The sequence below is a fragment of the Caenispirillum bisanense genome (genome assembly GCF_039523075.1).
Taxonomy (GTDB): Bacteria; Pseudomonadota; Alphaproteobacteria; order Rhodospirillales; family Rhodospirillaceae; genus Caenispirillum; species Caenispirillum bisanense.
In genome coordinates, this window is the sequence record NZ_BAAAEP010000011.1 from 68,316 (window position 1) to 85,303 (window position 16,988).

The following is a 16,988-nucleotide window of genomic DNA, read 5'->3' on the forward strand; positions in this document are numbered from 1 at the left end:
GCCGGCCCGCCCGGCGCGTCGCGCGAGGTATTCCGTCATGACCACCCCTCCGAAGATCCGCCCATCCGACCGCGACGCCTTCAAGGAGCTGTCGAACACCGACGCCGGCGTGCAGCCCATCGACCGCAGCGGCCAGGAAGGCCACATGCGGTCCGTCCTCGACGCCCTGGTGGCCGAGGCGGGCAAGGTGGCCGCCTGGCTGGTGCTGGTGGCGGCCATGATCAGCGTCTACGAGGTCATCGCCCGCTACCTGTTCCACAGCCCGACGTCGTGGGTGCACGAGACCACGGTGTTCCTCATCGCCGTCATCTTCGCCCTTGGCGGCCCCATCGCCATGGCGCGCGACAAGCACATCCGCGTGCGGCTGCTCTACGATGCCGCGTCACCGCGGGCGCGGCGCTGGCTGGACGTGCTGAACGGGGTGCTGACCTTCATCTTCCTGGCCGGCATGACCTATGCCGCCTGGGTGATGTTCTACAAGGCCACCCACGCCCCCACCGGCGTCATCCAGCTGGAACGCTCCGGCACCTCGTGGAACCCGCCGTTCCCGGCCTGGATCAAGACCGTCATCCTGATTTCCGTCGGCGTCATGCTGGTGCAGACCATCGTCCACCTGTGGCAGGCGCTGCGCGGCAAGGGCTACGACGACGCCGCGAACGGCAACGGCAACGGCAACGGCAACGGTACCGGCACCGGCAGCACCGGCACCGGCGGCACCGCCGCCCCGGCCCGCAAGGAGGGCTGACATCATGATGAACCTCGGCTTTTCCGCCATGGGCATCGAGCTTGGCACCTATGTCCTGGTGGGCAGCATCTTCCTGCTGCTGCTGACCGGCCTGCCGCTTGCCTTCGTCACCGGCCTCGTCGCCCTTGCCTTCACCTTCGGCTGGTTCGGCCCCATGGCCCTGCCGCTGGTGACCGCCCGCGTCTACGGCTTCATCACCGAGTATTCGCTGGTGGCGGTGCCCATGTTCGTCTTCATGGCGAGCCTGCTCGACCGCTCCGGCATCGCCCGCGACCTGTTCAACGCCATGCGCATCCTGGCCGGGCGGGTGCCCGGCGGCGTCGCCGTGCAGACCCTGGTGGTGGCGTTCTTCCTGGCCGCCATGTCGGGCATCATCGGCGGCGAGATCGTGCTGCTCGGCATCCTCGCCCTGCCGCAGATGCTGCGCCTCGGCTATGACCGCAACATCTCCATCGGCGTGGTGTGCGCCGGCGGCTCGCTCGGCACCATGATGCCGCCGTCGATCGTGCTGATCATCTACGGCCTGATCGCCTCGGTCTCCATCGCTGACCTGTTCACCGCCGCCATCACCCCGGCGGTGCTGCTGATGCTGTCCTACATCGCCTATGTGCTGTTCCGCACCATCCGCAACCCCGACCTCGGCCCGCCGCTGAGCCCCGAGGAAGCGCACATGCCGTTTTCGGAAAAGCTGAAGGCGTTCCGCGCCATCATCCTGCCGGGCATGATCGCCTTCCTGGTGCTCGGCACCATCTACGGCGGTATCGCGTCGGTGACCGAGGCGGCCGCCATGGGCGTCGCCGGCGTGTTCGCCGCCACCATCGTCCGCCGCGAGCTGACCTTCGGCCTGGTGCGCGAGGCGGTGGTGCAGACCATCAACACCTGCGGCATGATCATCTGGATCGGCATCGGCGCCGCGGCGCTGGTGGGCGTCTACAACCTGATGGGCGGCAACGCCTTCGTCTCCAGCACCATCCTCGGCATCGACGCGCCGCCGGTGGTCATCATCATGGTGATGATGCTGATCCTGCTGGTGCTCGGCCTGTTCCTGGACTGGATCGGCATCGCCATGCTGGCGCTGCCCATCTTCGTGCCCATCGTCGTCAAGCTGGGCTACGACCCGATCTGGTTCGGCATCCTGTTCGCCGTCAACATGCAGGTCAGCTTCCTCAGCCCGCCGTTCGGCCCCGCCGCCTTCTACCTGAAGGGCGTGGCGCCGCCGGACATCACCCTCAAGCACATCTATGCCTCGGTGGCGCCGTTCATCGTGCTGCAGCTCATGGTCCTGGCCGCGCTGCTGTTCTACCCGCCGCTTGCCATGTGGATGCTGGACTAGGAGTTGCCATCATGAAGATCACCAAGCTGACCACCTGGCAGGTGCCGCCGCGCTGGCTGTTCCTGAAGATCGAGACCGACGCCGGCATCAGCGGCTGGGGCGAGCCGGTCATCGAAGGCCGCGCCGCCACCGTGGAGGCGGCGGTGGCGGAGTTCGCCGACTACCTGATCGGCAAGGACCCGCGCCGCATCGAGGACATCTGGCAGACGCTCTACCGCGGCGGCTTCTACCGCGGCGGACCGATCCTGATGAGCGCCATCGCCGGCATCGACCAGGCGCTGTGGGACATCAAGGGCAAGGCGCTCGGCGTACCGGTGCATGAGCTGCTGGGCGGCCGGGTGCGCGACCGCATGCGCATGTACTGCTGGCTCGGCGGCGACCGGCCGGGCGACATCGGCCGGCAGGCGAAGGAGGTGGTGGCCAGGGGCTTCACCGCCTTCAAGATGAACGGCACGCCGGAAATGCAGATCGTCGACAGCCACCGCAAGATCGAGGAGGCCGTCGCCCGCGTGGCGGAAGCGCGCGAGGCGGTCGGCCCCGATGTCGGCATCGCCATCGACTTCCACGGCCGCGTCCATCGCCCCATGGCCAAGGTTCTGCTGCGCGAGCTGGAGCCCTATCATCCACTGTTCGTCGAGGAGCCGGTGCTGCCCGAGCACCTGCACTGCCTGCCGCAGATCACCAGCGGCCTCGGCTATCCCATCGCCACCGGCGAACGGCTGTTCAGCCGCTACGACTTCCGCCCGGTGCTGGAGGCGCGCTGCGTCGACATCGTGCAGCCCGACCTGTCCCACTGCGGCGGCCTGACCGAGGGGCGCAAGATCGCCACCCTGGCGGAAACCTACGATGTCGCCCTCGCCCCCCACTGCCCGCTCGGCCCGCTGACGCTGGCCGTCTCGCTGCACCTGGACGCCGTGTCGCACAATGCGTTCATTCAGGAGCAGAGCATGGGCATCCACTACAACACCGGCAACGACGTGCTCGACTATCTGGTCGACCCGGCGCCGCTGGCCATCGTGGACGGCTACACCGCCATCCCGACCGGCCCCGGCCTCGGCGTCGAGATCAACGAGGACTTCGTGATCGAGCGCGCCCGCGAAGGCCACCGCTGGCGGAACCCCGTGTGGCGCCACGACGACGGGAGCATAGCCGAATGGTAGAAGACCAACGGGGCCATAACGAACCCATCACCATCCGCGAACGGGCGAACCCCTACCGCGACTGCATCCAGGGCCTTGCCAACGAGCCGATCACCGTCGTCCGCCTGCTGGAGGACGCCCGCAAGGAACTGCCGCCGTCGAGCCCGCTGGCGAACCTGCCGGGCGTGACGGTGAAGGAGGTGGTGCAGCGGCTGGTCGCCAACCGGCCGCGCATCGCCATCATCGCCGGCAGCGCCGACCATCCGGCCCACCTGCTCGACCGCGCCCATACCCTCATGGCCGCCGCGCGGGTGTGGCAGAACGGCGGCGTGCCGTTTGCCTTCGCCGTTCCCGTCATCTGCGACGGCACGGCGCAGAACAACATCGGCCAGAGCTACAGCCTGGCCTCGCGCAACGATACCGCGCGGGCGGTGAACATCACCTTCGAAGGCCACAGCTACCACGCCGCCTATGTGCTGGCCGGCTGCGACAAGAGCCCGAGCGCCATCCTCTCCGGCCTCGCCGCCGCCGAGGTCGCCCGTCGCCACCGTGGCGATCAGGCGCCGGTGTGGGCCGTCTTCGCACCCGAGCACGTCCTGAAGGGCGGCAAGATCCCCGGCGACACCCGCGCCGACCTGGAAGCGCTCGCCCGCGCCGCCCGCGATGCCGGCCACGGCGAACTGGCGGAGGACATCGAGGGCAACCTCAAGTACATCCTGCAGTGCTCGTCGGACGAGGCCTTCGCCGGTCAGCTGAAGCGCGCCCGCAACCTCGACCTCATCGACCTCGACACCGAACGCCGGCTTCTGAATGCCCTGGCGGAACACACCTGCGACAGCCACGGCGGCATCTGCGCCTTCAACGGCACCGGCAATTCGTCGCGCACCATGCTCGCCGCCTTCGGCCTGACGCCGCCGGAGCTGGAGTTGCTGACCACCCTGCCCGGCGACCGGGTGGTGGCGCAGGGGGTGGACGGCCTGTTCGCCCTGCTCAACAAGCCGGAGTTCAGCGTCTGCAACCTGCTGCGGGCCAATTTCGCCAATGTGGTGCGCATCCACAACGCCACCGGCTCGTCCAGCAACATGCTGCTGCACCTGCCCTGCATCATGCGCCATGCCGGCTTCGACGTGACCATCGACGACTACCGCGCCATCCGCGACGCGACGCCGGTGCCGGAGGTCTTCGCCCACAGCCTGACCGAGAACCGCGACACCTTCGTGCTGGCGCAGCAATTCCTGGCCGGGCAGCATCGCGGCATGGAAAGCCTCTATCGCGTGCTCAGCGACCTCGGCATCCCCATGGACCTGGACGCGCCCACCGTCACCGGCACCACCTGGCGCCAGCGCACCGCCGGCCTGACCAGCCCGGTGGACCCGGCGCTGGGCGAGGCGGCGGTGATCCGCACGGCGCCGGTGCGCAAGATGTCGGGCGTCGAGGTGCTGACCGGCAGCTTCTTCGACACCTGCGTCGTCAAGGTCTCGGGCATGTCGGACGAGCAATATGCCCACTTCGACGACCATGTCTTCGTCGTGCGCTATTACGAGAACGAACACGTCTGCAACGCCGACTTCGCCTCGAAAGACCTGCTCGACCGCCTGCGGGCGACCGAGGGGGTGGACGACGCCCTGATGGCCGCCGTGGTGACCCGCAACGGCGGCAGCGGCGGCGATGCTGCGGCCGCCGACTTCCGGGCGCTGCTGGAGGCGCACCGGCTGTCCTTCGCCTTCCTCATCGCCGGCCAGGGGCCCATGGCCTACGGCATGCCGGAGATGTTCTCGCCCAGCCAGAACCTGCGCCATCATCGGGTGCTGGAGGCATCGTCGATCCTGATGACCGACGGCCGCTATTCCGGCGTCACCAAGGGCGCCTGCATCGGCCATGTGACGCCGGAAGCCTTCGACGGCGGCGGCATCGGCTTCCTGCGCGACGGCGACATCCTGCGCCTGAAGCTGACGCAGCGGCGCATCGACCTGCTCGACCGCGCCGCCTTCCTGGCCGGGCGGGAGGAGGTGGTCAGCCCCTTCGACGATCCCGACCGCCGCCGCCTGCACGACGAGCGCATGGCGCGCATGGAGCGCCGCCGCTTCGACATCGCCGCCTGCAACGTGATGGATCTGGTGTCCGACGCCGCCCGCGGCGTGGTGCCGCGCATCGTCGATCAGCGGGCCACCCGCCCTTGGAAGGAATAGCACCCATGGCCGATGCCTTCACCCGCGCCATGGCGGAGATGCCGCTGGTCGCCATCCTGCGCGGCGTCACGCCCGACACCATCCTGCCCGTCGCCGATGCGCTGATCGACGCCGGCTTCCGGCTGATCGAGGTGCCGCTCAATTCCCCCGATGCCTTCACCAGCATCGCCCGGCTGGTGCGCCACTGCCCCGACGGCGTGCTGGCCGGCGCCGGCACCGTGCTGACGCCCGAGGATGTGGGCCGGCTGGCCGATACCGGCGCCAGCCTGCTGGTCACCCCCAACACCGATCCGCAGGTGATCGCCGCCGGGGTGCGGGCCGGGCTGGTGCCGCTGCCCGGCTGCCTGACGCCGACCGAAGCCTTCGCCGCCCTGCGGGCCGGGGCGCGGGGGCTGAAGATCTTCCCCGCCTCGCGCATGGGTCCGGCCTATCTGAAGGACTTGCGGGCGGTGCTGCCGCCGGGCACGCCGCTGCTGCCGGTGGGCGGCATCGACGTCGCCGGCATGGCGGCATGGCATGCCACCGGCGCCGCCGGCTTCGGCTTCGGCACCAACCTGTTCGTGCCGGGCCGCCCGCCGGCCGCCGCCGCCGCCGCCGACCGCGCCCTGACCGCCGAATGGCGCCGCCTGCAGGAGGCCGCCGCATGACCACTCCTACCCATCCCGTCATCGTCGTCGATTGGGGCACCACCGCCTTCCGCGCCTGGCTGGTGGAGGCCGGCGACGGCCGCGTCCACGCCACCATCCCCGACGGCCGCGGCATGCGGGAGCTGGCCGGCACCTCCTTCCGCGACTACTGCGCCGAGCGGCTGACGCCCTGGCGCAGCGGGCCGGGTGAGCCGCCGCCGGTCTATCTGGCCGGCATGGTCGGCGCCGCCACCGGCTGGGCGACGGCGCCGCAGCCCGCCCTGCCGCTGCGGCCACAGGATCTCGCCGCCCACATCATCCCGGCGCCGGGGTTGGACAACGCCTGGCTGCTGCCCGGCGTGCGAGTGGACAGCGACGCCCCGGACCGCGTCGACGTCATGCGCGGCGAGGAGGTGCAGATCCTCGGCGCCCTCGGCCGCAGCGACCGCCGCAACGCCATCCTCTGCCTGCCCGGCACCCACAGCAAATGGGCGCGGGTGGTGGACGGGGTGCTGAAGGACTTCACCACCTTCATGACCGGCGAGGTCTATGCCGCCCTGCTCGGCCACACCCTGCTCGGCCAGGGGGTGGAGGCGGGCGCCATCGGCTCGACCGCCGGCAGCGTCGAGGCCTTCCGCCGCGGCCTCACCCAGGCCACCGTCGATGGCGCCGGGCTGCTCGCCCATGCCTTCGCCGCCCGCACCCGCCGGCTCTACCGCGATCTGGCGGCCGACGACGTGCCGGCCTTCCTGTCCGGCCTGCTGATCGGCGAGGAACTGGCCGGCGCCGCCGCCCTCGGCTACCTGCCACGGCCGGAGGTGGTGGTGGTGGGTGCCGAGGCGCTGGCCGCCCGCTATGCCGAGGCGCTGGCGATCATCGGCACCCGCGCCGAAACCGTTGCCGCCGCCGATGCCACCCTGGCCGGCGTGCTGGCGCTCGCCCGCCTGCACCGCCCGTCCCCGCCCTGACCGACCCGGAGCCCTGCCCATGTCCGACACCATCGCCGCCCTGCTGAGCCGCGCCCGCGTGGTGCCCGTGCTGGTGATCGACGAGGCCGCCCAGGCGGTGCCGCTGGCCCGCGCCCTGGTGGCCGGCGGGCTGCCGGTGCTGGAGATCACCCTGCGCACCGCCGCCGCCCCCGAGGCCATCCGCCGCATCGCCGCCGAGGTGCCCGAGGCGGTGGTCGGCGCCGGCACCGTGCTCACCGCCGCCGACCTCGCCACCGCCCGCGAGGCCGGGGCGCGGTTCATCGTCTCCCCCGGCGCCACCGATGCGCTTTACGCCGCCACCGCCGAGGCCGGGCTGCCGTTCCTGCCCGGCGTCGCCACCGCCAGCGAAGTGATGCGCGGGCTGGAGGCCGGCCTGACCTGCTTCAAGGCCTTCCCCGCCGCCGCCATTGGCGGGCCGGCGACGGTGGCGGCGCTGGGCGGGCCGTTCCCGCAGGCCCGCTTCTGCCCCACCGGCGGCATCCGTCCCGACACCGCCGCCAGCTACCTGAGCCTGCCCAACGTGGTCGCCATCGGCGGCACCTGGCTCGCCCCCCGCGACGCCCTGGCAGCCGGCGACTGGCCGCGGATCGAGGCGCTGGCCGCCGCCGCCCGGGCGCTGTAGCGGCACCCCCTACCCTCGGGCCGTTTGTTATAGTATAACAAAATCCCTGTCACTGCCCGAGGACCCGTCATGCGCCCCTGGATCGGCCCGCCGGATCACGACCGCCTGCCGGTGACGGTGCTGACCGGCTTCCTCGGCAGCGGCAAGACCACGGTGCTCAACCATCTGGTACGCCAGCCGGAACTGGCGCGCACGGTGGTGGTCATCAACGAGTTCGGCGCCATCGGCCTCGACCACGACCTGATCGAGCGCAGCGAGGCCGCCGACGACGATGGCATGGTGCTGCTCAACAGCGGCTGCCTGTGCTGCACGGTGCGCAGCGATCTGGTGGAGACCCTGCGCATGCTGGCGGTGCGGCGGGAGCGCGGGGAGATGCCGGCCTTCGACCGCGTCATCATCGAGACCACCGGCCTTGCCGATCCTGCCCCCATCCTGCAGACCCTGGTGACGACGCCGCTGCTGGCGGAGCGCTACCGCGTCGACGGCGTGGTGACGACGGTGGACGCCTTCAACGGCCACGACACCCTGAACCAGCACGAGGAAGCGGTGAAGCAGGCCGCCATGGCCGACCGCCTGCTCATCACCAAGGTCGACCTTGCCACCGACCGCGACCTGGAGGCCCTGGCGGCGCGGCTGCACGCCCTCAACCCCTCCACCCCGCGCCTCGTGGTCCGCCAGGGCGAGGTGGCGCCGGCGGAGGTGCTCGCCCTCGGCCTCTACCAGCCGGAGCGCAAGAGCCTGGACGTGCAGGGCTGGCTGCGCGCCGAGGCCTTCGACCACGATCACCACCATGACCATGGGCATGACCATCACCACGGGCACCACCACCACCACGACGTCAACCGCCACGACGACCGCATCCGCGCCGTCTGCCTGACGGTGGACCAGCCCATCGACGGCGACAGCCTGGACCGCTGGCTGGAAACCATCATGCGCCTGCGCGGCCGCGACCTGCTGCGCATCAAGGGGCTGCTCAACATCGTCGGGCTGTCGGGGCCCATGGTCATCCACGGCGTGCAGCACATCTTCCACCCGCCCATCATGCTGCGGCGCTGGCCGGGGGAGGATCGGCGCTCGCGCATCGTCTTCATCGTCCGCGACCTCAGCGAGGCCGACCTGCGCGCCTCCCTCAGCCTGCTGCGCCACCCCGACACCGCCGCCTGACGCCGCCGGCAACGCGGCCTGCCGCCCGGCGTTTGCCTCGGCAGACGGCACCCGCGTGGAGGCAAGCGACATGACCGGCGCAGCAGCAGCAGACCCCGTCGCCTACTGGACCGCCGCCGCCGCTACCACCGCCCCCGCCTTCCCCCGCCTGAGCGGCGACCTGACGGTGGATGTGGCGGTGGTGGGCGGCGGCATCGTCGGCATCACCACCGCCCGCCTGCTGAAGGACGCCGGCCTGACCGTCGCCGTCATCGAGGCGCGGCGGGTGGGGCGCGAGGTCACCGGCAAGTCCACCGCCAAGATCACCACCCAGCACAGCCTGATCTACGACCGCCTCATCCGCCGCCACGGCGAGCACGCCGCCCGCATCTACGCCGAGGCCAATGCCGCCGCCATGGCCCGCATCGCCGCCCTGGTGGCGGACCACGGCCTGCGCTGCGACCACGAGCCCGCCGACGCCCTCTGCTACACCCGCGCCGCCGACCAGGTGGAGAGCATCGAGCGCGAGGTGGCGGCGGCGCAGCGTCTCGGCCTGCCCGCCAGCCTCACCCGCGATGCCGGCCTGCCCTATCCGGTGGCGGCAGCGGTGCGGTTCACCGATCAGGCGCAGTTCCACCCCCACGCCTACGTCGCCGGCCTCGCCGCCACCCTGCCCGGCGACGGCAGCCATGTGCTGGAGGACACCCGCGCCACCGACGTCCATGCCGACCATGTGGTGACGCCCCACGGCACCGTCCGCGCCCGCCATGTGGTGATGGCGACGCACCTGCCGCTCGGCCTCACCGGCGGCCTGTTCGCCGAGGCCTTCCCCACCATGCATCCGGTGGTGGCGGCGCCGGTGGACGCGCCGGTGGCCGGCGGTGCCATGGTCATCACCATCGACCAGCCCACCCACTCGCTGCGCACCCATCGCGGCCCCGACGGGCTGCATCTGGTGGCGGTCGGCGGCTCCTACGAGCCCGGCGACACGGCGGCCCAGGGCGAGGCCTTCGCGGCGCTGGAAGACTATCTAAGGCGGTCCTTCGGCATCGACCGCATTGCCTGGCGCTGGACCAACGAGGATTACACCCCGGCCGACGACCTGCCCTACATCGGCCGCTCGTCCGCCGCCGCCGATGCGGTGCTGGTGGCGACCGGCTTCCGCGCCTGGGGCATCACCAACGGCACCGCCGCCGCCATGCTGCTGACCGACCTGATCACCGGCCGCGACTCCGCCTGGGCGCCGGTATTCGACGCCCGCCGCATCAAGCCGCTGGCCGCCGGCCCCAAGGTGGTGACGGAGAACCTGAAGACCGGGGTGGAACTGGTGTCGGGCTACCTCAGCCGCCGCGGCAGCGACCTTGATGCCCTGGCCGCCGGCGACGGCCGGGTGCTGAGCCTGGACGGCCACCGCGTCGCCGCCCACCGCGATGCCGGCGGGCAGCTGCATCTGGTGTCCGCCGTCTGCCCGCACATGGGCTGCATCGTCGGTTGGAACCCGGTGGACCGCACCTGGGACTGCCCCTGCCACGGCTCCCGCTTCACCGTCGACGGCGACATCCTGCACGGCCCCGCCCGCCAGCCGCTGGCGCCGCTGCCGCCGGACGGCGACGCCTGACGGGCCGGCGGGGCGGGCGGGGGCCGGCGCCTCAGCCGCGCCGCCGCACGCGGGTGATGATGTAGCGGCTTTCCGGCTCAGCCGGCAGGTGGGCGAGGTCGACGCACAGGTTCTGCGCCGGCACCTCGTAGTCCAGGGTGGCGAGCAGGGCGCTCGCCCGCTTCATCAGCTCGATGGTGGTGCGCTCGCCGGGGCAGCGGTGGCCGCTGGCATGGTCGCCGGCGCCCTGGGGGATGAAGGTGTTGGGGTCACCGGACCAGTCGCGGAACCGCTCCGGCCGGAAGCTCTCCGGCTCCTCCCACAGGCGCGGATCGTGGTTGGTGCCGTAGAGGTCGAGGATCACCCAGTCCTTTTCCTTGAACTGGTGGCCGCGCCACTCGAAGGGCTGCAACACCCGGCCGCCGACGAAGGGGAAGAAGGGATAGAACCGCCGCACCTCCTGCGCGAAGCACTCCAGGTCGGCGTCGTCGCCCGAGGCGGCGAGGTCGCGGCTGTGGGGGTGGTCGTGCAGGGCCAGGGCGGCGAAGACGATGAACCGCCCCACCGCCACCGTCGGCCGCAGGATGTTCAGCAGCTCCAGCACCGCCACCCGGGTATCCAGCAGGCGGTCGTCCTCGCCGCGATGGCGGGCGATGATGGCCAGGGCGCTGTCGGGCGGCGGCATCACCCGTTCCTCGCGGGTGCCCTCGATCAGGTCGGCGGCCCAGCGTTCGGTGCGGCGGCGCAGTCGCAGGCCGTGGACGAAGCGCGGCCCGATGGCGCCGGCACCGCTGATCATGGCGGAGAATTCCTCCGCTCGCTGCGGCGCCTCGTCCTCCGTCAGCGGGCAGCCGGCCCAGCGGCAGACGGCGCGGGTGAGCAGGTCTTCCACCTCGGGGAACAGCACCACCTGGTCCTGCCCTTCCCAGCGCGGCACGCGGGCGTGCCATTCGGCCTCGAAGGCCTCCACCAGCCGCTCCACCGCCTCCGGCCGCACGATGTCCAGGAACATGCGCTTGCGCCAGCGGTGGGCGAGGCCGTCCAGGCTCTGCACGCTGCCCTGCCCCTGCAGCAGGCGCAGGATGGTGGGCGGCATGGCGCCCTGGCGGGTGAAGCGGTCGGGGGCATAGAACTCGCCCGCCGCCTCCGCCCCGTGCAGGCAGACGACCGGACTGAACATCAGCCGCGTCTCGAAGATGTCGGACTGGAAGCGGCGGACGCGGTTGGGGATGAACAGATAGCCCTCGGACAGCAGGGCAAGGGTGTGGTCCAGACCGGGTTCGCGCGGGATCGCCGCCATGACAGTCTCCTTCGGGCGGGGGACGGGTTGCCCCAGGCAACGGCCCGTTGCCGCGAACGGTTTCCCGCTACCGGTGCGAACGGGAGTCATATTTCTCCGTGAGCCTCTTTCGTTCTCCGTCTATAGTCGCCGCCATGACTTCCGATCCCTTCTCCCTCGACGACGAGCCCCTGCCGCCGCCGGGTCCGTCCTCCGCCCCCGATGCCGCCGCCGCCTTTGCCGGGGGCGAACCGCCGTGGCTGGCCGGCCTGAACCCGGAGCAGCGCGAGGCGGTGACCACCACCGAAGGCCCGGTGCTGGTGCTGTCGGGCGCCGGCACGGGCAAGACGCGGGTGCTGACGACCCGCCTGGCCCACATCCTCGGCCTGCGGCTGGCGCAGCCGTGGCAGTGCCTGGCGGTGACCTTCACCAACCGCGCCGCCCGCGAGATGCGCGACCGCCTGGGGGCGATGATCGGTCCCATGGCCGACAGCGTGTGGCTGGGCACCTTCCACGCCCTTTGCGTCCGCATCCTGCGCCGCCATGCCGAGGCGGTGGGCCTGAAGTCCGGCTTCACCATCCTCGACACCGACGACCAGATGCGGCTGCTGAAGCAGCTGATGGAAGCGGCTGCCTTCGACACCAAGAAGTTCCCGGCCCAGATGGTGATGGGCATCATCCAGCGCTGGAAGGACCGCGCCCTCACGCCCGAAACGGTGCCCGCCGACGAGGCCCGCGCCGGCGGTGGTCAGAAGACGGTGCAGCTTTACACCGACTACCAGGCCCGCCTGCGCGAACTGAACGCCTGCGACTTCGGCGACCTGCTGCTGCTGTGCGTCGGCCTGTTCCAGTCGCACCCGGAAATCCTGGCCGAGTACCAGGACCGCTTCCGCTACATCCTGGTGGACGAATACCAGGACACCAACGTGGCGCAGTACCTGTGGCTGCGGCTGCTGGCGCGGAAGCACAAGAACATCTGCTGCGTGGGGGACGATGATCAGTGTTTCGTCGCCGGCACCCGCGTCACCATGGCTGACGGAACGCTCCGTCCGATCGAGGATGTGGCGGCCGGCGACGCGGTGCTGTCGTGCTATGGCAGCGGCGATTACCGGGCGAGCGAGGTCCTGCGGGTCCATCGCAAGCACTGGCAAGGTGAAGGCGTGCGGATCATCACGACCGGCGGCCGCGAACTGGTGTCCACACCCGAGCATATGCACTTTGCCGGCTACCGCTTGGGGTCCACCCCGCAGACCTTCTTCACCTACCTCATGTTCCGCCGCGGGATGGGCTTCCGCCTGGGGACGTCGCAAGTCTACACCCGCAGCCAGGCTAAGGCCGTGGTCGGCTTCCGCCAGCGCCTGCTGCAGGAACACGGAGATGCCCTGTGGATCATTGGCACCCACGACCGAGAGGGTGAAGCCCGGCTGAACGAGTACATCCTGTCGCTACGCTACGCCATCCCGACGCTTCCCTTCGTGGCACGCAGGGGCGGCAGCATCAACGGCCTCGTGCACGACCAGGGAGCCCTCGACTCCCTGTTCAAGACCTTCGACACCGAGGCTGCGGCCATGCGGCTTCTGGCGGATCTGGGCCTGTCGGCGGACTACCCGCACCATCGGGCCCGGTCGCGCAACTCCAAACGGCGCAACATCGTGGTCACCCTGTGCGGCGATCGCCGTGGGGCCAGCCCCCTGCATCGCATTTCCATCGTCGGAAACGATGCCGAAGGGCGCGAGCGCGTGGCGGCAGCCGGCTTCTCGGTTCGGACCGCGCGCGCCGGGTCGGCCAGTTGGCGGGTAGAGACGGCCAATGCCGACCTGGGCGTGGTGATGGATCAGGCGCGGCGCCTCGCCGGCTGCTTTGAAGACGCCAACATCATCACCATGGCCCGCCTGGGACGGAACGAGGATGGGGAAGCCAGCAACAGCCTGCCGATGATCCCCGCCGCCTCGGTCCGGCCCGGCATGGTCATGGCGACGGCCGACGGCAGCTATGACGTGGTGAAGACTGTCGAGCGGATTTCTCTGCGGACCACGGTGCATGACCTGGATGTCGCCCGCACCCACAACTTCGTGGCAGAGGGGATCGTCACCCACAACAGCATCTACAGCTGGCGCGGGGCCGAGGTCGGCAACATTCTCAAGTTCGACCAGGATTTCCCCGGCGCCCGCATCGTTCGTCTGGAGCGCAACTATCGCTCCACTCCCACCATCCTGCGGGCGGCTTCGCACCTCATCCGCCACAACCAGGGGCGGCTCGGCAAGGAGTTGCGGGCGCCCGGGGCGGCGGAGGACGGGGCCAAGGTGCATGTGCGCGGCGTGTGGTCGCAGGACGACGAGGCGCGCTGGCTGGTGGAGGAAGTGGAGGCGCTGCAGCGGGCCGGCAGCAAGCTCGGCGCCATGGCCATCCTGGTGCGGGCGGGCTTCCAGACCCGCGAGTTCGAGGAACGGCTGATCACCACCGGCATCCCCTACCGCGTCATCGGCGGCCCGCGCTTCTACGAGCGCATGGAGATCCGCGACGCGCTGGCCTACCTGCGCCTGCTGGTGTCGCCCGACGACGACCTGGCGTTCGAGCGGGTGGTCAACAAGCCCAAGCGCGGGCTGGGCGAAGCCACCATCCAGATGCTGCACGTCTCCGCCCGCGCGCTGGGGAAGGCGCTCTACCCGACGGCCGCCGAACTGGTCCAGACCGACGAGCTGAAGCCCAAGGCGCGCGCCGCCCTGCGCGATTTCATCGACGGCATGGAGCGGTGGAAGGCGCTGATCGGCCACATGGACCTGCCGGAACTGGTGCGCACGGTGGTGGAGGAAAGCGGCTATGCCGAGATGTGGCGCCGCGACAAGTCGCCCGAGGCCCCCGGCCGGCTGGAAAACCTGGAGGAGCTTTACGGCGCGGTGGCGGAATACGAGACGCTGCTGCAGTTCCTGGAACACATCAGCCTGGTGATGGAGAACGAGGCCAAGACCGCCGACGACCCCGGCATCACCCTCATGACCCTGCACGCCGCCAAGGGGCTGGAGTTCGACGTGGTGTTCCTGCCCGGTTGGGAGGAGGAGATCTTCCCCAGCAAGCGGTCGCTGGAGGAGAACGGCCAGGCGGCGCTGGAGGAGGAACGGCGGCTGGCCTACGTCGGCCTGACGCGGGCGCGCCAGCGGGTCTACATCAGCTTCGCCGCCTCCCGCCGCATCTACAACCAGTGGGTCAACACGGTGCCCAGCCGCTTCATCGACGAACTGCCGCCGGAGTGCGTGGAGAGGCAGAGCGAAAGCGGCCTCTACGGCGCCGGCTTCGCCGAAAGCGGCGGCGCCTGGGGCTCCAGCTGGGACGACGGCTGGGCCGGCCGCCGCAAGTCGAGCAAGGTCATCCCCGGCGACGGCCTGTCGTGGAACGTGAAGGAACGCGAGGCGAGCGGCAGCTTCGGCGTCGGCGACCGGGTGTTCCACCAGAAGTTCGGCTACGGCACCATCACCGCCATCGAGGACGACAAGCTGGCGGTGCAGTTCGACAAGGCCGGGCTGAAGAAGGTGCTGGCGGGGTTCGTGGAAGCGGGATAGCGGTCACCGTGGCTACCGGGAACCTATGCGAACAACTGAGAATCTTGCCTCGCAGAATCTTAAGTAGTATCCCCTTCTGTTAGCAGCCGCGGCAGGAGCGCATATTTACCTGCTCTCCGCAGCTGTGCGCCAACTCGCCTTGATGCAGGCCGCAGGGAGGGACCACCACATGACCAGTTTGGATAGCCATATCACCTTTGACCCGGAAAAAATTCTGCGCCTCATTCAGGCGAAAGCTGATGATCTTCACAAGAATTTACAGCATGTAAACATAGTGGTTGTCGGCCGCACCGGAGTGGGAAAAAGCACCCTGATCAACACGGTGTTCGGCGAAGATGTTGCCAAAGCTGGCATGGGAAAGCCGATCACCCAGGATGCAACTTGGTACAAGGCAAAGAACGGCACTCTGCGGATTTTGGACACTAAAGGTCTGGAAGCGAAAGACTTCGCTCGCACTCTAGCCCTGGTACAGGCTGAGGTCGAAAAGGCACGCTCTCAGGGCGACATCAACGAGCAAATACATGTTGCCTGGATGTGTATTGATGAGCCTAGCGCACGGGTTCAGCAGGCCGAGATCGACGTCATCAAAATGCTCAACTCTCACGAAATACCAGTCATCGTCGCATTAACAAAACACGGCATGAACCCTACTTTTCAGGACAATGTCCGGACAATTATGCTGGAAGAAGGGTGTTCAGTTGAGGGGATAGTACCCGTTTCATCTGTGTCCCCCAATCCAGCCTTTCCCATTTGCGGCATTGATATTCTTGTACAGAGGACAAATGATATCCTTCCCTCTGCCGCCCGCAACGCCTTCCGCGCGGCGCAGCGCGTCAACTTGAAGCTGAAATCTGAGGCGGCAGAAAAAATTGTCTATGGTGCAGCGGCATCTGCTGCTGGTGTAGCGGTAAGTCCAATTCCGTTTTCCGACGCCTTAGCTATCGTACCCATACAGATCGGAATGGTAGTTGCGATCTCTCGGGTCTACGACATTGAGAGCGATAACGCAGCCTTTACTCCACTCATTACCGGCATCTTAGGCGGGCTCGGGCTTAGCATGGTGGGACGCTGGGCAGCTGGCGGCTTGATAAAGCTCATCCCGGGTGCCGGCAGCATCTTCGGAGGGTTGATTAGCGCAACCATCGCTGGCGGCCTAACGACGTCGTTAGGTCTTACTTATATCGCCTTCCTTACTCACTTTCAGAGCAGTCACCACCGATTGCCGACCCTTCAGGAGGTTGCGGACCTCTTCCCCACCTTCTTCAAAACCAACAAGGTCGAAAAAGAGGCGCCTCAACCCGCCTAACTCAACCAGGAGGTCCCATCTGCCCCGCACACCAGCCGTCCAGGGCCCGGATGCTGTCTTCGGTCAGGGTGTCGAGGCCGGTGAGCAGGGTGGCGACGGTGGCGCGGTCTTCGGCGCGGGCGGCGGTTTCCAGGGCTTTCGCCACCGCCCGCAGGGCCGGCAGGCCGTAGCTGCCGGCCACTCCGGCCAGGCGATGGGCCGCCGCCGCGGCCGCCGCCGGGTCGTCGTCGCGCCAGGCCTCGCCCACGCGGGCGGCGTTGCCGCGTAAGGAGTCGTCGGCCATCGCCACCAGCCGCGCCACGTCGGCCGCCGGCAAGGCGCCCGCCAGTTCGTCCAGATAGGCCGGGGCGAGCAGCGGTGGCGCCTCGTCAGCCAGGGCCGCCGCGGCGGCAAGGGCCGGCGGCGGCAGCAGCGGAGCCGGGCTGCGGTCGGCGCCCTCCACCGCGGCGGCGGCGGCCAGGGC

At 69.6% G+C, this 16,988-nt stretch carries 13 protein-coding genes; 11 read left to right on the forward strand and 2 right to left on the reverse strand.

Annotated features, from left to right (window positions below; genetic code table 11):
* The first annotated feature begins 37 nt into the window (after nt 1-37).
* The 9 genes from ABD056_RS07385 to ABD056_RS07425 all read left to right on the forward strand — a co-directional run bounded on the left by ABD056_RS07385 (nt 38) and on the right by ABD056_RS07425 (nt 10,404).
* Nucleotides 38-745: a TRAP transporter small permease subunit gene (locus tag ABD056_RS07385; protein WP_343865871.1), complete on the forward strand. Its 708-nt coding sequence runs from the start codon at nt 38-40 to the stop codon at nt 743-745.
* A 4-nt stretch (nt 746-749) separates the two neighbouring features.
* Nucleotides 750-2,078: a TRAP transporter large permease gene (locus ABD056_RS07390; RefSeq protein ID WP_343865872.1), complete on the forward strand. Its 1,329-nt coding sequence runs from the start codon at nt 750-752 to the stop codon at nt 2,076-2,078.
* An 11-nt stretch (nt 2,079-2,089) separates the two neighbouring features.
* Nucleotides 2,090-3,238, forward strand: coding sequence for a galactonate dehydratase (gene dgoD / locus ABD056_RS07395; protein ID WP_343865874.1), 1,149 nt, complete (start codon nt 2,090-2,092; stop codon nt 3,236-3,238).
* Nucleotides 3,232-5,406 (forward strand): dihydroxy-acid dehydratase domain-containing protein, encoded by a 2,175-nt coding sequence (locus tag ABD056_RS07400; RefSeq protein WP_343865876.1) that lies wholly within the window; start codon nt 3,232-3,234, stop codon nt 5,404-5,406. Before dgoD ends, ABD056_RS07400 begins: the two co-directional genes overlap by 7 nt.
* A 5-nt stretch (nt 5,407-5,411) precedes the next feature.
* Nucleotides 5,412-6,053, forward strand: a complete 642-nt coding sequence (locus ABD056_RS07405) for a 2-dehydro-3-deoxy-6-phosphogalactonate aldolase (RefSeq protein WP_343865878.1) — start codon at nt 5,412-5,414, stop codon at nt 6,051-6,053.
* Nucleotides 6,050-7,000, forward strand: a complete 951-nt coding sequence (locus ABD056_RS07410; protein WP_343865880.1) for a 2-dehydro-3-deoxygalactonokinase — start codon at nt 6,050-6,052, stop codon at nt 6,998-7,000. The genes ABD056_RS07405 and ABD056_RS07410 overlap by 4 nt, the downstream gene beginning before the upstream one ends.
* Nucleotides 7,001-7,019: 19 nt before the next feature.
* Nucleotides 7,020-7,643, forward strand: a complete 624-nt coding sequence (eda, locus tag ABD056_RS07415; protein ID WP_343865882.1) for a bifunctional 4-hydroxy-2-oxoglutarate aldolase/2-dehydro-3-deoxy-phosphogluconate aldolase — start codon at nt 7,020-7,022, stop codon at nt 7,641-7,643.
* A 69-nt stretch (nt 7,644-7,712) separates the two neighbouring features.
* On the forward strand, nt 7,713-8,807 hold the full coding sequence (locus ABD056_RS07420; protein ID WP_343865884.1) for a CobW family GTP-binding protein: 1,095 nt from the start codon (nt 7,713-7,715) through the stop codon (nt 8,805-8,807).
* 70 nt (nt 8,808-8,877) lie between these two features.
* Nucleotides 8,878-10,404: an FAD-dependent oxidoreductase gene (locus ABD056_RS07425; protein ID WP_343865886.1), complete on the forward strand. Its 1,527-nt coding sequence runs from the start codon at nt 8,878-8,880 to the stop codon at nt 10,402-10,404.
* Nucleotides 10,405-10,435: 31 nt separating this feature from the next.
* Here ABD056_RS07425 and ABD056_RS07430 read toward each other — a convergent pair whose 3' ends face one another.
* The gene (locus tag ABD056_RS07430; RefSeq protein ID WP_343865887.1) at nt 10,436-11,683 is read right to left on the reverse strand and encodes a cytochrome P450; all 1,248 of its coding nucleotides are present in this window, start codon (nt 11,681-11,683) and stop codon (nt 10,436-10,438) included.
* Between the two features lie 134 nt (nt 11,684-11,817).
* Between ABD056_RS07430 and ABD056_RS07435 the strand changes: the two genes are divergently transcribed.
* Both ABD056_RS07435 and ABD056_RS07440 read left to right on the forward strand, forming a co-directional pair.
* Nucleotides 11,818-15,219, forward strand: a complete 3,402-nt coding sequence (locus tag ABD056_RS07435) for a UvrD-helicase domain-containing protein (RefSeq protein WP_343865889.1) — start codon at nt 11,818-11,820, stop codon at nt 15,217-15,219.
* 169 nt (nt 15,220-15,388) lie between these two features.
* Nucleotides 15,389-16,525, forward strand: coding sequence for a YcjF family protein (locus tag ABD056_RS07440; protein ID WP_343865891.1), 1,137 nt, complete (start codon nt 15,389-15,391; stop codon nt 16,523-16,525).
* Nucleotide 16,526: 1 nt separating this feature from the next.
* Here the strand turns inward: ABD056_RS07440 and ABD056_RS07445 are convergent.
* On the reverse strand, nt 16,527-16,988 hold a 462-nt coding region (locus ABD056_RS07445; protein WP_343865893.1), incomplete at its 5' end, for an Hpt domain-containing protein.